18 protein-coding genes and 2 pseudogenes are annotated in these 21,298 nt (G+C 59.6%); 14 read left to right on the plus strand and 6 right to left on the minus strand.

Annotated elements, in window-relative coordinates; translation table 11 throughout:
- Nucleotides 1-502 precede the first annotated feature (502 nt).
- Complete coding sequence (locus tag AC0L14_RS29480; RefSeq protein ID WP_473489620.1) at nucleotides 503-778, minus strand: hypothetical protein; 276 nt, start codon at nucleotides 776-778, stop codon at nucleotides 503-505.
- 1,332 nt (nucleotides 779-2,110) lie between these two features.
- Between AC0L14_RS29480 and AC0L14_RS29485 the strand changes: the two are divergent.
- The 11 genes and pseudogenes from AC0L14_RS29485 to AC0L14_RS29535 all read left to right on the plus strand — a co-directional run bounded on the left by AC0L14_RS29485 (nucleotide 2,111) and on the right by AC0L14_RS29535 (nucleotide 13,062).
- Nucleotides 2,111-2,916, plus strand: a pseudogene (locus tag AC0L14_RS29485) (transporter).
- Between the two features lie 135 nt (nucleotides 2,917-3,051).
- Complete coding sequence (locus AC0L14_RS29490; protein WP_473751593.1) at nucleotides 3,052-3,579, plus strand: hypothetical protein; 528 nt, start codon at nucleotides 3,052-3,054, stop codon at nucleotides 3,577-3,579.
- A gap of 115 nt (nucleotides 3,580-3,694) precedes the next feature.
- Nucleotides 3,695-6,088, plus strand: coding sequence for an arylsulfatase (locus AC0L14_RS29495; RefSeq protein ID WP_473529612.1), 2,394 nt, complete (start codon nucleotides 3,695-3,697; stop codon nucleotides 6,086-6,088).
- 177 nt (nucleotides 6,089-6,265) lie between these two features.
- Nucleotides 6,266-7,237 carry an alpha/beta fold hydrolase gene (locus tag AC0L14_RS29500; RefSeq protein WP_473529613.1) on the plus strand — a complete coding sequence of 324 codons (972 nt, stop codon included), beginning with the start codon at nucleotides 6,266-6,268 and terminating at the stop codon, nucleotides 7,235-7,237.
- A gap of 64 nt (nucleotides 7,238-7,301) precedes the next feature.
- Nucleotides 7,302-8,927, plus strand: a complete 1,626-nt coding sequence (locus tag AC0L14_RS29505; protein ID WP_473751595.1) for a DUF1254 domain-containing protein — start codon at nucleotides 7,302-7,304, stop codon at nucleotides 8,925-8,927.
- A 56-nt stretch (nucleotides 8,928-8,983) separates the two neighbouring features.
- Entirely contained in the window at nucleotides 8,984-9,367 is a 384-nt protein-coding gene (locus AC0L14_RS29510; RefSeq protein WP_473751597.1) for a hypothetical protein, read from the plus strand.
- A gap of 135 nt (nucleotides 9,368-9,502) precedes the next feature.
- On the plus strand, nucleotides 9,503-9,931 hold the full coding sequence (locus AC0L14_RS29515) for a hypothetical protein (RefSeq protein WP_473751598.1): 429 nt from the start codon (nucleotides 9,503-9,505) through the stop codon (nucleotides 9,929-9,931).
- Between the two features lie 27 nt (nucleotides 9,932-9,958).
- Nucleotides 9,959-10,531, plus strand: a complete 573-nt coding sequence (locus AC0L14_RS29520) for an OmpA family protein (protein ID WP_473529615.1) — start codon at nucleotides 9,959-9,961, stop codon at nucleotides 10,529-10,531.
- A gap of 114 nt (nucleotides 10,532-10,645) precedes the next feature.
- Complete coding sequence (locus tag AC0L14_RS29525; RefSeq protein WP_473751600.1) at nucleotides 10,646-11,401, plus strand: hypothetical protein; 756 nt, start codon at nucleotides 10,646-10,648, stop codon at nucleotides 11,399-11,401.
- 334 nt (nucleotides 11,402-11,735) lie between these two features.
- Entirely contained in the window at nucleotides 11,736-12,239 is a 504-nt protein-coding gene (locus AC0L14_RS29530; protein WP_473489615.1) for a two pore domain potassium channel family protein, read from the plus strand.
- 109 nt (nucleotides 12,240-12,348) lie between these two features.
- Nucleotides 12,349-13,062, plus strand: a complete 714-nt coding sequence (locus AC0L14_RS29535) for an LssY C-terminal domain-containing protein (protein WP_473751601.1) — start codon at nucleotides 12,349-12,351, stop codon at nucleotides 13,060-13,062.
- 1 nt (nucleotide 13,063) lies between these two features.
- On the opposite strand, the pseudogene AC0L14_RS29540 reads toward AC0L14_RS29535, so the two are convergent.
- From AC0L14_RS29540 to AC0L14_RS29560, 5 genes and pseudogenes are all read right to left on the minus strand, one after another.
- A pseudogene (locus AC0L14_RS29540) lies at nucleotides 13,064-13,159 on the minus strand (transposase); the annotation flags it as partial.
- Nucleotides 13,160-13,167: 8 nt separating this feature from the next.
- Nucleotides 13,168-14,169, minus strand: a complete 1,002-nt coding sequence (locus AC0L14_RS29545; RefSeq protein ID WP_473751602.1) for an Lnb N-terminal periplasmic domain-containing protein — start codon at nucleotides 14,167-14,169, stop codon at nucleotides 13,168-13,170.
- A 106-nt stretch (nucleotides 14,170-14,275) separates the two neighbouring features.
- A complete protein-coding gene (locus tag AC0L14_RS29550; RefSeq protein ID WP_473751616.1) occupies nucleotides 14,276-15,565 on the minus strand; it encodes an alpha/beta hydrolase in 1,290 nt (429 codons plus the stop codon).
- Nucleotides 15,566-15,737: 172 nt separating this feature from the next.
- Nucleotides 15,738-16,625 (minus strand): porin family protein, encoded by an 888-nt coding sequence (locus AC0L14_RS29555; RefSeq protein WP_473751603.1) that lies wholly within the window; start codon nucleotides 16,623-16,625, stop codon nucleotides 15,738-15,740.
- Nucleotides 16,626-16,869: 244 nt separating this feature from the next.
- The gene (locus tag AC0L14_RS29560; protein WP_473751604.1) at nucleotides 16,870-17,181 is read right to left on the minus strand and encodes a hypothetical protein; all 312 of its coding nucleotides are present in this window, start codon (nucleotides 17,179-17,181) and stop codon (nucleotides 16,870-16,872) included.
- Nucleotides 17,182-17,647: 466 nt separating this feature from the next.
- Between AC0L14_RS29560 and AC0L14_RS29565 the strand changes: the two genes are divergently transcribed.
- The 3 genes from AC0L14_RS29565 to AC0L14_RS29575 all read left to right on the plus strand — a co-directional run bounded on the left by AC0L14_RS29565 (nucleotide 17,648) and on the right by AC0L14_RS29575 (nucleotide 20,859).
- Nucleotides 17,648-19,759: an ATP-binding protein gene (locus AC0L14_RS29565; protein ID WP_473529621.1), complete on the plus strand. Its 2,112-nt coding sequence runs from the start codon at nucleotides 17,648-17,650 to the stop codon at nucleotides 19,757-19,759.
- Nucleotides 19,756-20,391, plus strand: coding sequence for a response regulator transcription factor (locus AC0L14_RS29570; protein WP_473529622.1), 636 nt, complete (start codon nucleotides 19,756-19,758; stop codon nucleotides 20,389-20,391). Before AC0L14_RS29565 ends, AC0L14_RS29570 begins: the two co-directional genes overlap by 4 nt.
- A gap of 78 nt (nucleotides 20,392-20,469) precedes the next feature.
- Nucleotides 20,470-20,859 carry a response regulator transcription factor gene (locus AC0L14_RS29575; RefSeq protein WP_473751605.1) on the plus strand — a complete coding sequence of 130 codons (390 nt, stop codon included), beginning with the start codon at nucleotides 20,470-20,472 and terminating at the stop codon, nucleotides 20,857-20,859.
- Nucleotides 20,860-21,298 lie beyond the last annotated feature (439 nt).

Genomic DNA, 21,298 nt, shown 5'->3' on the forward strand with positions numbered 1-21,298 from the left:
CTTTTCAGCAATGCGCAGATGGAATACCATGCATCGCAGCAATATCACGCGATATGCCACAAGCAACGTGACGTTGCCCTTTTTCAAGGACCCCTCAGTTGTCACCGATTTGTCGGCGGAGTTCGCTCGGAACGCCACGTAGAAGCAGACAACTCCAGACGGCAAGAAGCGCGTGAAATCCAGCCGCGGACCAAAGCATGACGCCGGTCATCTTTAGGACCTGCACCCGCGTAGACGGGGAGAATTGATACCGCCGTGTTGTAAATCAGAATGCCAACAAGCGCTCCATCCATGAGGACGCGCGGCCAGAGAGGCTCGGGAGTGTCCAGTATAGGCGCTTTAGCGGAAGTTTTGGGGGTCGATCTGAAAGCGTCGTTTAATTAGCCGCAATGTCACCCGAATGAACGCCCCCGCCAGTAATCTCATGAGCGCTGAGGGAAAAGATCCGGTCATGGAAAAATGGCAGGCAACGCTGCCCGCCATCTCCGACTTCCGGCTGCGTTTACTGGTGGCCAACCATCGTGCAGAAGGCGCCATGCCCCTGGTCATCACTGGCTATGCCGCCGCATTCCTGCGTTATCTTGGCGCGATCCTCGTCTTTCAACCCCGTCCAAGCGTCCTTGAAGTCGGCTTCCGATTTTAAGGTCTTCATGTCGGCAGCGGTGTAGAAGGGCGCCATTGTCGTCGGCTCATCGAGGGCGCCGCCGTGCTCGGCAAGTGCGGCGCCGGTCATCATCGAAAGCGCCATCGCGCCCGTGCAAAGCATCTTGAGGTTCATGATCATTTCTCCTGGTTGCTTTTAAATTCGTCCAAGCAGCGATCCATGCAGGAACGCGTCACCTTGGCCGATTGCTTTGCTTTAGGGAACGTAACTAACTGTATCCTACAGGTGGAATTGCAGGCGGGACCGAGACAGTCAGCCTTTGATGGCAGTACCGATCCATGCAGGAGCGCGCCGCTAGGGGCGGGTTTACTTAGCTTCGGTCACTTGAGCTGCTTGATCTGGAATCAGAACCACCCGGTAAGTCACGCCCTCGCACTTGAGCAGGTAGACAGTGTGATTGGGGGCGGACTCCGCTTCGATACGCTCAGCCGAGCTTGGATTGTCGCAAGGAAAGCCCTGGCTTCGCACCTGGTCGCCAACGATCCTTACGTCAGCGCTCGGGTCTTGGGCTGTGGCGGTCGCAATAGAACCTCCGAGACCAACCGATAAGAGAACGCGTGTGGCGAGGGATCGAATCCACAACGATCTTGGACGGCTATTCATTGCGCTCTCCTTGGCACGCAGCACGCAGTTTCCGAAGCGCCGCTGCTCCATCAGGCGGTTCGTCTTCCATCCTCATGGCGCAATTCGTGTTTTCCCGGGACCGCAGCAGCATAATCGTATGGAGGCGGTAGCGGAATGTAAGTTACGTGGGGTGACGGGGTATTTGCTGAACATCCCGCAGCGAGCGCGGTCGGCATGAACGCCCATAAAAGGCGCACAAGGCAGGGTACACGGCGTTCGGCAAGGCAATCCACGAAATGGACGGCAGTAACCGCGACCACGACAGAGCCAGCCGGACTGAGGAAATGGCGCGGCTGGCTGTATGCGCTATCCTGCGGTCAGGGAAGGTGATCGCCGGGCCAAGGCCCGATATCTTCCGAAGATCGGAGGCGCGCGGTGAGCACGATCTGGCAGAGCATATGCAGGCTCTTCTCCGTTCGCCTGGCGTCGCCGCAATGGTAAAAACCGCATGGCACAAGTGATCTTGTAGGAAACGTATCGCCGGCCCTTTCCAGAAGCATCATGAGGCCCCATTGGTCTTCACCTGTGAAGGGCAGCGCCAATTTTCAACACTATGCACCCGTTGCCGACCTTTACATGGTCAGGTTGCATCCTCCTGAGAGGACGATTGCTGCCGTTCGGACTACCAGTTGCCCACGTAAGTTACACACCCGCTACTTGCCCTGTGGAGTATAGGCTGCCCTACTCTACGCCAGCAACGGTTGGCTAGCACTCAGGGCGGCGGAGCCCCGGTCCAGCAGTTGAATTTAATATCTGCGCAGCATGGCAAGCACCGGGCGTTCGGTGACACCCGACACTATTTCCCACCGATATGGAGGGGCAATGGATATTCGATCTGCCACTCGGGTTCTGCAAGTTACTGCCTTGTTCTTTCCGGCGTTGTTGTTCAGCGGCGCGGCGTCTGCCCAGGACGACACGCAGGACCTCGCCAAAAAGCTTTCGAACCCGATCGCCTCGCTGATCAGCGTGCCGTTCCAATCCAATTACGACAGCGGCTACCCGAACGACGGCGAGAAGGCCTACGTCAACATCCAGCCGGTCATCCCCGTCTCGCTGAATGCCAACTGGAATATGATCTCGCGCACGATCGCGCCGGTGATCTGGCAGAACGACATAGCCGGCCCGTCGGGCGAGCAATTCGGCCTCGGCGACATAACCCCTCGCCGTCCCAACCGACCGAGTCCGGCATCGTCTGGGGCGTCGGCCCGGTGTTTCTGGTTCCTACCGCGACCGACGACCTGCTCGGCGGCGGCAAATGGGGCGCTGGCCCGACCGCAGTCGTGCTGAAGCAGAGCCACGGATGGACGGTCGGGATGCTGGCCAACCACATCTGGTCGTTCGCCGGCGACAGCGACCGCAGCGACATCAGTTCGACCTTTCTGCAGCCCTTCGTCTCCTACACGACGAAGGATGCCTGGACGTTCACGCTAAACACGGAGAGCAGCTACAATTGGGAGGCCGAGGAATGGTCGGTTCCAATCAACTTCCAGATCGCGAAGCTGGTCGTCGTTGACAAGCAGCCAATCAGCCTCTTCGCCGGCGTCCGCTATTGGGCTGAAAGCCCCGACAGCGGTCCCGACGGGTTTGGGTTTCGCACCGGAATCACGCTTTTGTTCCCGAAAAAATGACCCATGGCAGGCCTGCTCGATACTTCAGAATAGCCTGTATTTTACCGTTACTTACGTTTCCGCCCAAATGAAAACGCGCCAACCATGCCGTTGAGTAAGGTAATTCACACACGTGGACCGGACAAGGAGTACGACATGCTCACGACAAGACGGAATCTTCTTCTGGCCGCCTCGGCTTTCGCCGCGACGGCTGCCTCGCTGAAGGCTCGGGGCGCACAAGCGGCCGAAGACATGGCCGATTTTCTGTTCGTCCAGACCGCCGACGCGATGACCTATGACAAGGCGACGAACAAACTGACGCTGATGGATGTCGGCAGCTCGACGCTGTTCTTCTCGGACCGTCCGGAGCGCGTTGCCGGGAACATGAAAACGGCGGCCTTCATACCGTTCTGGAGCAAGGGCAAGGACAGCTTCCTGTCCGATCCACCGAACGCCGACCTGTCGATTCTCGAGGGAGGCCAGTTGAAACAGGTCGTGGTCGTCTTGGAAGAACCGGTTTTGAACGGCAGCGACCTCTCGTATACGGTGAAAATCGTCAGCGGCGACATGCCTGACAAAGGTTCCGACGTCTCTGTCTTCATCGACATCATCGGCATGCCTTTGACCCCCGTCTCCTATGCCGGCGTGGCGCGCCGCACCTATCGACGTGCTGTCCTGTATTAGGGGACTAACCGCGGGCAACGGAGCCGAGAGCCCGCTGTTCGCCGACGCAGCGGAAATAGCCAAGACACAATCGCGGAAGATCCAATCACATCAAGTGAAAGGCAGGAGGCTTGTCATGAAATCTCGCACGTTGTTGCTAACGTCATTTCTGATCTCAAGTGGGTTCTACATTGCGCCAATCCACGCGCAGACCATCACCGGTACGCCGGGCTCGCCCAGCGCCACGACGACTGTCGACGGGAGGTACCTTCCCAATCCGCCGGACGCGTTCGGCGGTGAGATCAATCTCAGCGCCAAGGACTCGAAGCCCTATTGGCCGCCGCAAATCGTGCCGCCCAAGGGCGCGCCGAACGTCCTTCTGATCATGACCGACGATGCCGGGTATGGAGTCTCAGGCACTTTCGGCGGCGTCGTCCCGACACCGGCGCTCGACCGGATCGCGCAGTCGGGACTCCGCTACACGCAGTTCAACTCCACGGCGCTCTGCTCGCCGACACGGGCAGCGCTGATTACCGGACGCAATCATCATTCGAGCGGCTTCGGTGTCATTTCCGAGCAGGCCACCGGCTATCCGGGCTACGACTCCATCCTTGGTGTGGAGAACGCCACGATCGGCACGATCCTGAAGCAGAACGGCTATGCGACGTCCTGGTTCGGCAAGAACCACAATACGCCGTCTTTCCAGTACAGCAGCTCCGGGCCTTTCGACCAATGGCCGTCCGGCATGGGTTTCGACTATTTTTATGGCTTCATGGGTGGCGACACCAACCAGTGGCAGCCCTATCTCTTCCAGGACCACACGCAGATTTTCCCTTGGGTTGACAAGCCCGGCTACAACCTGATCACCGACGAGGCCGACAACGCGATCAACCACATCAAGCAGTTGAACGCGACAGCGCCCGACAAGCCGTTCTTTGTCTACTATGTTCCCGGCGCCACGCACGCACCGCATCATCCGACGCCCGAATGGATTGAGAAGTTCAAGGGCAAGTTTGACAACGGCTGGAACGCCATGCGTGACGAGATATTCGCCAACCAGAAGCGTCTCGGCGTCATCCCGCAGAATACGCTGCTGACCGCCTGGCCGGACGACCTGCCGAAATGGGATACGCTCGACCCCGAGAGCAAGAAGCTCTTCGCCCGGCAAGCCGAGGTATTCGCCGCCTACGTGGCCTACTCCGACAACGAGATCGGTCGGGTAATCCAGGCGGTGGAGGACGTCGGCAAACTCGACAACACCCTCATCATCTACATCGAGGGCGACAATGGCACGAGCGCGGAAGGGAGCACGCTCGGCACGCCGAGTGAACTGATCACCATCGAGGGCCTGACAGTCCCGGTTGCCGAGCAGATGAAGTTCTATGACGCGTGGGGTTCCGACCAGACCTACCCGCATATGTCGGTGGCCTGGTCATGGGCTTTCGACACGCCGTTTAAATGGACCAAGCAGGTCGCCTCGCATTTCGGCGGCACGCGGCAGGGCATGGCGATGGCGTGGCCGGCCCGCATCAAGGATGCCGGCGGCGTCCGCAACCAGTTCCACCATGTCATCGACATCGTGCCGACGATCCTCGAAGCCGCGGGCATTCCGGCGCCGGTGATGGTCAATGGTGTTGCCCAGAAGCCGATCGAAGGGGTGAGCATGGCCTATACCTGGGACAAGGCTAACGCCGAAGCTCCTTCCGCTCGACAGACGCAGTACTTCGAAATGTTCGGCAACCGAGGCATCTACCACGAGGGCTGGTATGCATGCACAACCCCACCAGCCGCACCCTGGCTGATGGGGAAGGCCGCGATGCCGGAAGTCGTCAACGGCTATAAATGGGAACTCTACAATCTCACCGACGACTTCTCCCAGGCAAACGACCTCGCGGCGACCAATCCCGACAAGCTGAGCGAAATGCAGCAACTGTTCCTGCTCGAAGCCGCGAAATACGACGTGTTCCCGCTCGACAACTCGATCCTCGAGCGCCTCGAGACACCCCGGCCAAGCGCGACCGCCGGACGGAAGGTGTTCACCTATGCTGGCGTGATCTCGGGCCTGCCCGGCGGAGACGCGCCCAACGTCGTGAACAAGTCCTACACCATCACCGCGGATATCGAGGTTCCCGCAAACGGCGCCGACGGCATGCTCGTCACGACGGGCGGCAAATTTGCCGGCTACGGCCTCTATCTGCTCAAGGGCAAGCCGGTGTTTCTCTACAATTTCATGGACCTGCAGCGATTCCGCTGGGAGGGCCCTGACGCGCTGACGCCGGGCAAGCACACCATCGTCTTCGACTTCACGTCAGACAGTCACAACATGGCCAGCGGCGGCAGCGGCGTCCTGAAGGTGGACGGCAAGGAGGTCGCCAGCCAGAAAATCCCCCATACGGTGCCTGCCCTGATGCCGTGGGACGAGACATTCGATGTCGGCGTCGATACCCGCACCGGCGTCGAGGACAAGGACTATCGCGTGCCGTTCGAGTTCACCGGAACGATCGACAAGTTGACGGTGCAATTGAACTGAGGCGGACATCGGCGGCCCTGAGCGTGATCGGGGCCGCCGAACTTTGCCGCCGCTATCGGCCGGCCGCGCGTATGGCGCGGCCCGTGGACACATCGACCTCGCATCTCGGTTTCAGCTGATCATCCGGCCGGACGGACAAAGGAAGATCGTGTCGCAATCGCCAAAGGGACTTCCGAAATGAACGTCTCACTGTTTCGGCACTCACGTCGACTTTTCACTCGATCATCGCAACTGCCCTTCGCGCTGTCGCTGAAGGCGCGACCGACCCCTTGGGTTGAAACAAACTTGATCGGCGCGATAGTGGTTGCCGCCGCCCTCGTGCTGCTGACATCCCCAACAATCACGCACGCACAGACCGTCGAGACCGGTATCGTCAAGCTCGCCGACTCCAGCATCGAGTACGTCAGCCGAGGCGAAGGCGAGGCGATCGTCTTGCTACCGGGCGCAACCCTTACCGTCGGCTATCTGGATGGTCTGGCGGAGGCCCTTGCCAAGGCTGGCTACCGTGTCATCGGTATCGACTTCCGAGGCTCAGGCAACAGTACTGGTTCAAGCACCGGCATCACGCTCCAGACGCTTGCGGACGATGTCGCGGGGGTTATTCAGGCCCTGAAGCTGGGGCCGGTCAATGTGGCAGGCAACGACTTCGGCAACCGTGTTGCCCGCATGTTGGCCGCATCTCATCCTGAGCTGACGCGAAGTGTCATCCTGCTGGCGGCGGGCGGGAAGGTACAACCCAAGCCGGCCGCCGGCCACGCGTTGGCCATTTTGCTCAACCCGGCGTCCAGCGATTCCGAAGTGCTGGCGATCATGCCGTATTTTGTTTCCAACCCGGACGATTCCGAGCGAATCTGGGCGCTGTTCAAGCCGTCTCGTGCTCCCGAAGCGGGGCCGATCGAAAAGCAGGCTGCCGAATCCACGCCGCTTGAGGCCTGGTGGGCGCCTCCGGGGCAGACCAAGTATTTGATCCTACAGGGTGCGGAGGATCAGATCGCGCCTCCTGAAAACGGCGAGGCGCTCCAGAAGGAGCTGGGTGATCGCGCGACGCTGATCAACGTGCCTGCGGCGGCCCATCTCATGCCTCTGGAACAGCCTGAGATAGCTGCGTCCCACATGATCGATTTCATCCGCCAGCTTGGCAAGCCGTAACCCGCTCTGTCGGCTTGGAGCGAGCGTAACCAAAAACCTGTGAACTGGAGAAAGGGACTAAGCAATGAAACCGATACACAGCAGGCGCCCCGGATTGATGGTGCTCCTCGCCGCATCCACCTTCCTCGCTGGTAGCATTCAGGCCAACAGCCAGGCGGCCGAAATCCCGCCGTCACTCGTCACGCCGGACAGAGTCGAGACCAATATCGGCAACTTCGAGTTCAAGGACGGCGTGCCGAGCAAGGCAACCGCAGAGAGGCTCTACGACAACCTCGACTTCACCTACGCCTACCGCGCCTTCATGGACAACATGCGGGGCGTCAGCATTCAGGGCTTCCGCAAGGGTCTGCAAAGCGTTGGCGTCAAGGACAACGAGGTCATTGTTTTCGAACAGTTGATGGATGCCAAGTCGCTGTTCCTGACCGCGAATGCCGACACGATCTACGTGATGGGCACCCTCGATCTCAGCAAGGGACCTGTTGTGCTGGAGACTCCGCCCAAGTTTCTTGGCGCTGTGCAGGATGCCTGGTTCCGCTGGGTGATCGACGTGGGCGCGCCCGGACCCGACCGCGGCGAGGGCGGCAAGTATCTGATCGTGGGGCCGGACTACACGGGACCGCTGCCGCAAGGCGGGTTCTTCGTCGCGCACGCGCGCACCAATTCCATCGTGTGGTTCGGCCGGTCGTTCCTGGAAAATAACGATCCCAAGCCGGCGGTCGAAGTGATCAAGAAGTTCACCAAGGTCTATCCTTTCGAAGTCGGCGGTGTCGGCACTCCAGTCGCCGACTTCCTGGCCGGGAAAGTCAAGCTCGGGAAAGTCGCTCCGCCTCCGCCAACCGTCTTTCACAACGGAAGCGGCAAGGTGATGAACACGCTTCCGCCCAACGACTGGAGCTTTTACGAAATGCTCAACGAGGTCGTGCAGAACGAACCGGCCACCTCGCTCGACCCGGAGCTGATGGGTCCGATCGCGGCGATCGGCATCGTCAAGGGCAAGCCCTTCGCGCCCGACGAGCGCATGAAGAAGATCATGACCGAAGGGCTCGCGGTCGCCAACGCAACCTCGCGCACCTTGTTCATGAATACACGCGATCCGAGCTGGTTCTACTATCCCGATTCATCCTGGATGAATTATTTGTTCCAGACCGGCTACGAGTTCGAGACACCGATCCCTGAAATAACGCCCGAAGGCGTCAAGCCCTATCCAGCCACCGGCTACCGCACCATGGATGCGCGCACCAATTTCTTCTACGGCGTCACCGGCATCACGCCTGGCATGGCTATGCGTCTGACCGGTATCGGGTCGCAATATCTGTTTGCCATGACGGATGCCGACAAGAACTTCTTTGACGGCGCCAAGACCTACAAGGTGACGCTGCCGAAGGGCATTCCGGAAGCGAACTTCTGGTCGTTCACGCTCTACGACAACATGACCCGCTCAATGCTCGACACACCGCAGGGTTACCCGCGCGCCGGCAGCCAAAGCTATCCATCGCCTGCAGCCGAGGCAGCGGCAGACGGCTCCACGACCATCTACTTCGGCCCGACCCAGCCCGACGGCGTGCCGCGCGGAAACTGGATACAGACCGACCCGAAGAAAGGCTGGTTTACGCTCCTGCGCCTCTACAGCCCGCTGGAGCCGTTCTTCACGAAGGAGTGGCGCCCGAGCGAGATCGAACTGGTGAAATGATGAATGGAGCATGCGGCGGCGCAAGCCGCCGCATGCTCCTTTTCGGGAGGGAATCGATGACCGACCGTCTTGCCGCTGCACTGGCCGCGTTTGCGTGCTTGATCGCCTACACAGGCGAGTCGTTCGCTCAAGACGCCGACGAACTGGCGAAGCAGCTCTCCAATCCTATCGCGAGCCTTATCAGCGTTCCGTTTCAGATGAACTTCGATGTCGGCGCCGGCGCCGACGATGACGGCTTTACGACGAACGTTCAGCCAGTCATTCCGATTTCCATCAGCGAAGACTGGAACATGATTTCGCGCACCATCCTGCCGATCGCCTATCGGGATTATCTGCCGCCGCCTGACGGCGACACATTCGGACTCGGTGATACCACTCAGAGCCTGTCCATTTCGTGCGCCCGCCTCGCCCTCGAGGAACGACTGCAATTCTGCCCGTAGCATACAGTTAGTTACGTTCCGTCCGGTCAAGTAATGGGCCAACGTTCATTGGGAATGCGCCAACCGACGCCGTGAGCTGATGTCTGCGGTTAGGCGAAATTTTTGAACGACAGCAACCAGAGATGGGAGTGACGCATGGCCAAGAGACTGAGCGTTCTTAGCGGAACGGTCCTGATTGCCGTTCTTGTCCAAACCGGGGTCGGGCGGACGCAAACCATCAGCTATGCCGACGCCGCAACATTGCTTGCCAAGGAGTGCGGCGCCGACGTCAAGAAATTCTGCAAAGGCCTCAATCTCGGCAATGGGCGAATCCAGAACTGCCTTGCGCAGCATCAGGCGAACGTCTCACCGGCCTGCACCTCGACCATGGCCGACGTGATCGCCTCGATCCAGCTACGACTGGCGGCGCAGGCAAGCGTCGACAAGATCTGTGCGCGTGATGCGGCCCGGGCGTGCAGAGGCGTGGTCCCGGGCAAGGCGCACATTCTTGGATGTCTCCTGAAGGCGACGCGTATCGTCGGCGCGAAATGCAGTCAGGCCATCACCGATGCTGGATGGCGGTGACCCATGTTGAGACCGGGAGAAAAGAAAATGTCTATTCGTCGATTTCGCAATACCTTGGCGCTGACCGTTCTACTGGCCGCTGCCGGCGACGCCGGGGCTCAGCAGTTGAGTGAACATCAACTCGTCAACACCTTAGGACAGGTCGCCGAAGCCGCATCAGCCGTCGACGTGGCGATGCTTGCGCAAGAATTGGCTGCCAATCCGGGCAAGGGGATTGCCAGTCTGCCCCACTGGAGCCAACTGGCGACCCTCCCGCAGTTCTTTGTCGAGATCAACTTCGAGAACAACTCCGTCGCAATCGAACCCGGGTCTTATAGGACGCTTGGCTTGATCGCCGACGCGCTCCATCATCCGCTGCTGCTCCGCTACAAATTTCTCGTCGTTGGGCACACCAATGCCACCGGCGATGCCAAGCGCAACCTTGACCTCAGCGCACGGCGCGCTGAAGCCATTGCGGAAGCGCTGGGGACGACCTTTTCGGTGGCACCGAATCGCTTGTTCTCAATCGGAGTGGGATCAGAGATGCCGGTCGACCCCGCCAATCCGAAGGCAGCGGACAACCGTCGGGTTCAATTGCTCAATATTGGGTTGGTCAAGTAGCTGCGCTCGGGATCAGGAGGTGCTGTGCAGCTACTCTCGTTCATACTGGGCGTTGGCGTCCTGTGCAGTGACATCAGGTCCGCCGAAGGCGGCTAACATCTGAGGAGATTTGCCATGACATTCAATCACGCCGCACGTCTGATGCTCTTTGTCGGAGGCCTGGGGTTGGCAACCACCGGAGCCGTCGCCCAGGATACAACCAAGAAGCCGCATGTCCCGCTGGAGAAGACCATCGGCGCGGCTACGGCGACAGGACCGATTCCGTCGCTCGCCGTCATCAATGCGCAGGGCGCCACGCTCGACGGCGGCAAGCTCGTCCTGACCGGCGTTTCGAAAAACTCAATCGTCTTTGCCGATCGGCCGGTGCGGGCCGCCGGTCATGTTGCGACCGAGCAGTTCATTATGCAGTGGGATGAGGGCAAGGACAGCTTCGCCGTCGACCCGCCGAACGCAACGGTCTCAGTTCTTGGGGGAGACGGCTCGGAGGTGGATGATGCCGTGGTTACGCTCAAGGCTCCGAAACTTGAGGGGAACACGCTGACGTTCGACGTTGCCGTTCTGGAAGGCAGTCTCAACAATGCGAGCGGGCCTGCGGCACTTTTCATTGACGCCTTCGCGTTTCGCGGACCGGGCGGTGGCGGATTCGCCCATGTGGGCGGCTACGGCGGCGCGGTCTGGCATGGTGGCGGATACGGTTATCACGGTGGCGCATACTGGCATGCTCCTGTCTATCGTGGAGCTTGGTATGGTGCTGGCGCTGTGGCGGGGGCCGCAGTTGCCGGAGCCGCTCTTGGCGCTGCCGTCGGTGCCGCCGCCCCATACGCATATCCGCCCTACTGTGGTTATTACCCTTACCCGCCGTGCTATTGAGGGCGAGCGCGGCCGTCTCGCAATCCGATGCAGCCGAACCGGTCGCGCGACACCCCCGACATGGCATCCGTCTGGTTCGTCTCGCGGGTTGCCGGATTCATCGAATTACGGAGAATGCAAGTTTCTGGTTCGACACACGTAAAGGTCCGGGTGATGGCGCCTTCTAAGTCAGGCCGACGACATGCAACCGAACCGCAGACAGGAGGTGGAGCCTGATGCAGCCCGCTCGCACTCCCGATTGTGCTGGCCGCACTGGCAACTACGGCCAAATCCCCACGAGAGTGCTTCCTTCAAACAATCGAACTCGCATTCATTAGGCTAGAAAGACAACTCGATGGACGAAGGGGCATCTCCCAGGCCGGTTTTGGAAATTGTTTTCGGCACGTTGATAATGATTGTCATTATTTTCGTCCACGGCGCGGGAATTCGGACAATCCATCAGCGCTTCAGCGAGTCTTGGGTTCAGGTGAATGAAACCACGGCATATTGGCGCCTCAACCTGTTGCTCGCCATCACGATAGGGTCTCTGGCAGCATTGCATTTCGCCGAAACGCTCCTCTGGGCCATCCCTATATTTTTGGCCGGATCAATTCCGTCAATGCGTGACAGCTACTACTACGTCCTGGAGAGCTATACGACGCTCGGCGAGGGCAGCATTAGTTTGCCTGATCGATGGCGTTTGGTCGGACCGATCATAGCGATGTCGGGGTTGTTCACATTCGGTTGGACGGGGAGCGCCCTGGTAAGCATCATGACCGATTTTGGCAAACTCGACAAAGTGCGGGCCAAGGATTTGAGGGATCGCGGGCCTCCTGAAGGGACTGAGCCAGAACCATGACTACAGGTCAGTGGGCGCAGCGCCGCCCTCTCCGTGACCGGCAGCGTAGGAATTGGCGAGGTGCTGCCGCACCACCGCAGCCCGGAGCAAAATAGAGGATAGAATGCCCATGTGGCGTCGAACCAATATACGGACTGCCACCACCGTTGTACTTGGTGTAGCGATCGTCTATTTGCTCATCGCCTATTTCGTCGTGCCGGAAATCTGGGTGTTTCGAGATGCCTCACGGGTATCGGACTTCGGCAGCATGCTCACGCATACCGAGCAGGATATCCCGGGCGATCCGATCAACGTCGGGCTCGTCGGAACAAAGGAAGAGGTCATTCGTGCATTCGTGGCAGCTGACTGGGGCCCTGCCGACCCCATCACGCTCCGTTCTTCCATCGATATCGGTCTCAGCGTCGTGCTCCACCGACCCGATCTGGATGCTCCTGTCAGCGCCTTGCTTTTTGAGGGAAGGAAGCAAGACCTGGCTTTCGAAAAACCGGTCGGAGACAGCGCGGACCAGCGCAATCATGTCCGTTTCTGGCTGACCAAGAAGTTGGGCAGCGACGGCCGTCCGCTTTGGCTGGGTTCGGCCAGTTTCGATCGCGGCGTCGGATTTAGCCATGACACCGGCCAAATCACCCACCACATAGGCCCCGATGTCGACGCGGAACGCGATCTGGTCATCAGCGACCTGACGGCAGCCGGACAGCTTTCCTCCAGTTACGAGATTTCAGGAATTGGCGCCACCAAAGACGGCCGCAACGGCGGCGGGGATCCGTATTATACTGACGGGAAGGCTCTCGTTGGTATGCTGAAAGGACGTTCGCCTATTTAGACTCGATCGGATTGAGGTCCGGCGAGTAGGGCGGAAGATAGCGTAGGCATGCGCCGGCCGCCTCGATGATCTCGCGAACGCCGGCCACCTTGTGAGCTTGCGCACTTAGGGCGGAGACGGTACGCCAACACGGATCAATCTCGAAAAATCCGGCGACAGGCCTGACTTTCGTGCGCGCTCGTCTATGTGGGCTAACGCTCTTAAGTCTGACAATGGCAAGCGGGTGTCGAGTGCACCCTGTGCATACGCATATTCGGGAAGGTAGCCGTTAACGATGAGGCGCCAGTCAAGGGGGACCACGTCACCGACCGCTCGCATCATCTTGACGATCGTGGTCGTGCAGTTCGTCGTGATGGAATTATAGAATTCTGGAGTCGTGGAAAGTGCATTTGCGTCCAAGACGTATTCCAGCAAGAGCGCCCGGGCCGCTTCCGGTGACACTTTTAGCCGATAGATTTGGACATCCTCTCCCCGAATGTTTGACCTGACGCCGACGACGTCTCGCTCGTCAGCCGCAATAATGACCAGCGGATTGCTCTTGAACAGGTCTGCCATGGGAGAAAACTTGCCGCCTCCCTGGCGTCGCACCTCAATCGACCAGGCAAGATAGTCACCTCCTGCAAAGCCGAAGCTTATGATGACATGGGCGATTTTGGTCCCGGACCAATAAGACATGAAGAGGTCGACCGTCTGAAGGTTGGAGAGGTCGTAGGTCCGCGTTGTCCAGCGTTCGGTGAAATCAGTAGCGCTACGCCATTCGAAGTCGCGCACATCAGTCAGCGTCAACAGGTTCCCGTCGCGGGTGCCGGTCACCTGACGGGCGACGTCGGGCGCCCAGTCCGCGTGATCGAAAGGCCTGATGGTGCTCCACCAAACCAGAACCACAGCAAACGCAACTGCAAACAGGACAAGCGCCCTGATGCGAAACCGGCTGAACAGCGCGATGATAGTGGCGAGGCCGAACAAGATGAAAAGGACGCCGGCCACAGCCCGTCCAAGCTCAGCCGCAGGCAGACGATACCACATGGCAAGTCCGGCCCAGGCAGTCAGGATTGCGACGGCTAGCGAAAGGATGATGGCAAGCGAGATCCGAGTGATGCGGTGCAATCATTCCCCCTTTCAGCCCAGACAGGACCGCGGCAACGTTCCTGCGGATGCGGTTGACTCTCCCCGTCATCGGCTTCAGTGCTGCCGCTTTGGCTTCGACGAATGATTATTTCTTGCAGTCTTTCCTAGTCGGAGAGGAGGCAGCGCAATCCTTACTGCTAGGGTTCGATTTCTGGCTGGTCTGGGAACCCGTCAAGGCGCTGATGTGATTGCCAAGATTTTCCCTGCTGTTTTGATCGACCGCCGCAACAGGTGCCGCAATCACCAGCCCTGCCGCGCTGCCGGCCGCTGCCGCCGCACCGGTCGTTGCGTGGATGATCGTGTCGCCGAGGCCTATCCTGTTGTCGGTCAACGTCTGGCCGCCGGCCATACGCGCCCCGATCAGTTGCACGATCTGCGGTGACTCCGCGAACTTGCCGTGATGCAAAGGATCTCCGGATTTGACTTTGGTCAGATCGATGACGGTTATGTTGTTGGTGGCGAGTTCTTCCTTGTATGGAGCTTGTTCCGGATCAATCGATCCGAGCCGGGGGATATCGCCCCAGACCCGTCGCGAAACTTTCAGCGCGCGATCGTCCTGCGAGACAAAGAGGGTGAACTGCGGGTGCTGTTTGCCCATGTCGGCAATCTGAGTGCGAAACACGTCGACATCGACGTCAGGCGCGGCCAGCATGACGTTTTTGAACTTCGCCGGAAGGCCGCCATTGCGGATGGCCATCTGGCGCAAGCCTTCCAACGCAAGCCAGTTGCCCATCGAATGGGCGAGGATCGAAACTTCCTTTATTTCAGAATCGCGTGCAAGATATTGGAACAGCAGCTCAAGCGCATTTCGCGTGTAGTTGGTGCTTTCACGATCGTAGCCATAGGCCAGCGCACTGCCTCGGGAGGGCCATGTGACCAGGATCGGAACGCTCTGCGTGCCGGTGTCCTTTGCGATCTGCGCAAAACGATAGACCGAGTCTTCAAAGCGATTGTTGAATCCGTGAATGAAGACGAGGACGCTGTGATCCGGGCTCTTCCTGACGGAGGCGCTAAGCCACCCCTTCGCTGTCTGGAGCGTCAATTCCTGGGCCTGCACGACTGCGAAATCAGTCGCCGGGTTTGATGGCAGCTTCTTGGGCCATGCGACCTCTCCAACCTTGCGGACCGATGCCGGAGGGATCGACACCGTAATCTCCGCGAACGAGGGGGCCAGTCCGCGCTCGCCCGTATACATTTGTGCCGGATTGGAGGAACGACTGCGTGTCGTTGTGACCAGCATCTCCACCTTGCTTGAGGAAGGAGAGGTATCGGCCACGGGCAGCAGCACATTCGTCGGACGGGACGCGCACCCCCACAGCAGGCCAACCAACGCCGACGCCAACAAAACGTTGCTGATACGTCTGACTGTGGACAGACCCACGAAACAGTTTCCCAAACTCTTCTCCCGTTCGAAGTCGTCCCAAAGCGACCTCGGGTCGCGAAAGCCGCCCCCGCAACCGGGAGTGAAAACGATCAGCACTGCACTGCTAGCGCGAACCTCAGACACGCGACCGTGATCTATTTAAAAATCGCCGGCGCAGATCCGATCAGAACCGAAATCTGGCGCCGATGATTGGTCCCTGCATTGCTATGTCAAACACAAATCCGTCGTCCTCGTAGTCTACGGCAAGGTAGCGATAGCCCGCTTCCAGCGTGACCGAATCACTGTACCGGTATTGAAGCGTGCCCTGCACTTGCCAATCGATGTCGGCGCCAAGGCCGAAGCCACCGACATCCGCCTCGCCATGGAGTCCGAAACCGTTACCGAGAGCAACATCGCCGGCCACACCAATCACGGGGTCGACCCAGGTCTTGCTGCCGCTGGCCTCCCTCGTGGCGAGAGGGCCAGTAACGGTCAAATCCGCATCTAGGTACCAGAGCCGTCCGCCGGCCAGAACGTCCAAGGTCGCGGTGCCATTGTCGACGACCCGATAGGAGCCGCCGAAGGTCCACACCACCGTGTTCAAGTTCGCTTCGGCTGAAAAAAGAGCCAACGGGCCGGGCGACGTGCCATCGGCCTCGAGTCCCAGATAGATGAAGTCGGTGAAAAGAGCGTAGCGGCCATTGCGCGCCTCACCGGCAAGCATGACCGGCGGGGGAGACCAATCGATGTGGTCGAAAATCTGGCCGAAATCGACGTCGATATCTACCGGCGACAAGCCCCTGACGCCGACCCTGCCCTTTATGCCTGCCATCCAGAAATAGGGCTCTGCGGTGAAGGTCCAGGCCGGTGCGGCTTCAGCAGGCACGGGTGCGGCTTCAGGAAGTTGCGTCGCAGCGTCCGCAGCGATCGCCGGCACCGCAAACAGCGCTGCCGCTGTTCCCGCCGAAGCCAACACCAGAGCTCGGATGATTCCCATATCGAAGTCCCCTCTAATTCCGTCTTTTACTTCATGTCCGATTCGATCGTCTCGCGCAGATCGCAGTGACAACATATATGCATTCGCGCTGCTCAGCTAATGGATATCGGATTCCAATCGTCTTTCATATCGACAACGGTACATTTGGTTCGTGGCTGTCACGGACGGACAGTTCTGGGCCTACTCCGGGAACAACAGGGACATTCCCGTGCGGAATCCGAAGCCGTCGGTCCGCTGTCGGGGCGCCGTGGGTTGGGAACGCGAGAAGAACAGGCTTTGGGTTACGCTTGCCAGACAGAAATTCCAAGCCGGCCTCCGCTTAGTTCTGGCGTGGCGGCCAAGGAATGACATGCGGTTTCCGGGCCGCATCCGTGTGCAGCACGGCTCCGACTTCCCCAACCAACCGATCCACCAGTTCCTGCCATTCGGCTCGTCTGGACTCGCGCAATGCCGGCGGGACCTTGTCGATCCTCGACAGTGCGAGCTCCGCTTCTGCAAGTTCCTCGCACATATCGTGAAAGCCTTCACTTCGGTCCATCAGCCGATGGATCGCCAATTCAAATTGCGGGAATCGACGCACTGCCGCCGAGACCGCTCTTCGTCTATCAGCCGGTTCGTCGTCCATCCTCATGGCGCAACTCGTATCCCGAGACCACCCTAGCCTATCGCATGGAGGCGGCTGCGGAATGTAAGTTACGTGGGTGACAGGGTAATTTCTGAACATCCATAGCGCGAGCTCGGTCGGAACCAAGCTTATAAAATCGCAAATCAAATTGCGCTTGCCGGTCAGGCCGCCTACCTGTTGATCCGTTGTCATCCGCCGGCGCATTCCGCGAACCGTCGCCGTCATCCCACCGTTATCCGTTCAGAATACTGGGAGTATTGCAAGAACAGGCTCGCGGATGTAAATTACGCAGCGAGGGTAACCGGCGAAAAATGAAATATAACTGGGAGTAGTCACCCCAGAACGTCAGGTGAGGGAACCAAGGTGATCCAGGCGGACACAGCCGCGGGGGGCGGGCATCAGCTCACCCCAGAGTTCGTGCCCACCTTGCCCTGATCTTCACCAGTACGGGGTTGCCTGGGTTACTGTCCGCATGACGCAGACGGCTGCTAATATTGGCTGGGGTGGGCTGGCAGAGGAGCGTTTCCGCATGGTGCGCACGATGCTGGCTCTATCCTGCTTGGCCTTGCCGTCGCACGCCCGCTCCTTGCTTCCTCTCGTGATCGCGTTCTTTGCCTCACAAACCTGCAACCCGCCGGGGATCCTCAGGCTGACCGTACGAGCAATCCGCTGCTTAGGTCGACTTGCGTCGGCGGTCTCCAAAACGGCCCTTATCAGAAGTTACAACGGACGATCGACCCGAAACGTCCTGTCAGCGGCCGCCATTCTTGCGTTTCAAGCGAGCCTGACCATTGCGACTGCGAGCGCCGACCCGGCCGTCCACCGTATTTTGATCCTGCACCAGGATAGCAGCACGATGACATCTGCCATCGAGATCGCCGACGGACTGGCAAAGGGCCTCGGAAAGCTGGCGACGACGAAGCTGGAGATCTATACGGAATTCCTGGATAGCGGCCGTTTTTCTACACCGGACCATCTGCGACGTTTGGCTGATGGTTTGCACGCAAAATTCGAAAGCATTCCTCTTCACGTGGTTGTCGCGGTCGGCCCTGAAGCTTTGCGCTTCATATTGGATCATCGTAGCCCCATTGCCCCGACCGCCGCCATCATCTTTGGAGACCTGAGCGAGAGGTCGCTGAAGCGACTTTCTCCCCGGCCGGACATGAAAGGGGTGGTCAGCGCTTACGACATCGCGAAGACGACCGATCTCGCAATCGGCCTGCAGCCCGACGCTCGACGGATCGTGGTGGTGTCTGGATCGGCTGAATTCGGTCGATCCTGGCAGGACAATGCCCGGCAGATCCTAGGCGACAGATATCACGATCTGCCCGTTGAGTATCTCTCCGGCCTCACGCTCGAATCGATGATGGCCGAAACAGAGTTGACGGCACAGACCATCCTGCTCATCCTTACGATTTTCGAGGATGCCAGCGGCACGAAGTATCGCCCCCGCGATGCCGCCGCGAAAATCGCGGCGGTTTCCGGTGCGCCGAGCTACGGTCTGCTGAGTTCGTATGTCGGCCTGGGAATAGTGGGCGGCAACATGGGGACGTATCGGTCCATCGGCGAAGACATTGCGGCCAAGGTCATTGAACGTATTTCCGGTGACGAATCCGCTCCGCAGATTGTCTATGCGACCAACTTTCCGGTCCTCGACTGGCGTCAACTAGAACGCTGGGGTTTGGACAAGGCCAGCCTCCGGGACGACGCCAATATCCTTCACTATACGCCGACGCTTTGGGAGACGTATCGATGGCAGATCACCCTCGTCGGCTTGGCCTTGCTGGCGCAGAGCCTGGCGATCCTCGGACTGTTCTACGAGCGTCGCCGCCGGCATGCAGCTGAAATCCAGTCGAGTCATCGCCTGCTCGAGGTCGTCCATCTCAACCAGTCCGCAACGGCGGGCGCCCTGTCCGCGTCGATCGCGCATGAACTCAACCAGCCGCTCGGCGCGATACGCAGCAACGCGGAAGCGGCCGAGATACTGCTTCAGAGCGATCAGCCCGACCTCAAGCTCATCCAACAGATCATCGCCGACATAAAGGACGATGACCAGCGCGCGGGAGACATCATTCAGCGCCTGCGCAAAATGCTCAAGAAGCGGGGCGAGATCGATTGGCAGGATTTCGACCTCAACGAGGTTCTCGACAGTTCAATCAACATCCTGCACGCCGAAGCCGAACGCCAGAAAGTATCCGTCCGTTCGGTTCGGGGGGCCAGGCACCTGCCCGTGCGCGCCGACAGGGTTCACATCCAGCAGGTCATCATCAATCTCGCGATGAATGCGATGGATGCGATGGATGAGAAGGCTTCGCCAGAGCGGAGACTCGAATTCCAGACCGCTATTACCAACAACTCCACGGTCGAGCTCTCGATTTCGGATACGGGCGTCGGCATCCCCAATGAGCGGCTTGCCGCAGTCTTCGATCCCTTCTACACCACCAAGCCGGCAGGCACCGGACTAGGCCTGTCCATCACGCGGACGATCATCGAGACGTATGGCGGCAGGATCTGGGCAGCCAACCGCCCGGAGGGCGGCACCGTCTTTCGCTTCGACCTGCCGCTGGCGCAGAGCATCCAATGACACCGGTCATCCACATTGTCGACGACGACGCGTCGTTTCGAACGGCTCTCGGCCGGCTGGTCGAGGCATCCGGGTTTCGAGTAGCTTCCTACGGTTCGGGTGAAGAGATCCTTTCGCGCCTGCCGACAGCGGAACCAGGCTGCATACTGCTCGACCTGCAGATGCCCGGCCTGAGCGGCGCGGATCTGCAGGACCGCCTTTCACAAGAGGCGCCGCTTTTGCCGACCGTCTTCCTCACCGGGCACGGCGATATCGCCACGACTGTTCGCGCCATCAAGGCGGGTGCCGAGGATTTTCTGGAGAAGCCCGTCTCGGCCAAGGACCTGCTGGAGGCCATCAATCGTGCGCTGCTGCAGAACGAGAAACGCTGCGCCGAGCATCATAGAATCGACAAGCTTCATGCACTCGCAGCCGGCCTGACGCCGCGCGAGTTTCAGGTCTTCGACATGGTCGTGCGCGGTAAGCGCAACAAGCAGGTGGCTTTCGAACTTGGCACGTCCGAAAGGACGGTGAAGGCCCACAGGCACGCGATCATGGAGAAGCTTAAAGTGAATTCGCTGGCCGAGATGGTGTCGATCGCCGAGCGACTGGGACTCCTGAACGCCCCAAAAAGAGGCGGTTCTGCCCCTTAGGCCAGTATCATACGCGCCCGGTTATGCCTACCGTCCGGATGTGGTTACCCAGATGCCAAGACGGGAAAGGGGCGCGCCTTGGAAAGCCTGCCAGGCAGGATAGCCGTCGTAGAGGACGATCCCAGCATGCGGAGGAGTGTCGAGCGCCTGCTCAACGCCCATGGATTTCCGACTGAGGGTTATGGATCGGCTGAAACCTTTCTCGGTCGCGACCCGGCAAGCTCGATCTTGTGCGTCGTGCTCGATATCCAGCTCGGTGGGATTTCCGGACTGGAGCTCAGGCGGCGCTTGCAGAGCTCCGATCCTTGGCTGCCTGTCATTTTCATTACCGCCGTCGATGACGGTGCCATCGAGGTGGAAGCCGTTCGCTTGGGCTGCGGCGCCTATCTCCAAAAACCCTTCCCTGCCGCCTTGCTGATCGGTGCGATCCAGGCGGCGCTCGCGTCGTCCTCAGGCAACTTAAACTAAAACTAGTTTCCCGGCCTTTCGGGCGATCTCATTTTGGGCTGCAATAGGTTTCTGCCTCCTTCCCAAAGGTCAATTAGCGCGGCCAGTCTTCCTGGATGGCCTTCCCGATCGTGAGGCGAACCAAGGGACATCCAATGGATCCGCAGGGCGGGAGTCGATCCGGCAAGGCGGCACCGCGCTACCTCGGCCTGGCGCTGATCGCAGCGGGCGTTCCAGTGCCTTGCCCTCGGACAGATGCACCCGCTAGGGCTGCGGTTCCCCAAAGGCCAATAGCGGTATCTGCTCAACTCGCTAGACTTTAGTCATACCTCGATCGGGAAGCGTTCTTTTTACAGGGAGGCTCGCGTGGCCGTAATAAGAGCGACTTGCGGCACGGGAACTCGGCCGCTGCGGCTGGGCATTGGGTTTTGCGTCGGGCTGGCGCTTGCGGACTCGGCCG

This window comes from Mesorhizobium sp. WSM4841 (assembly GCF_055811515.1).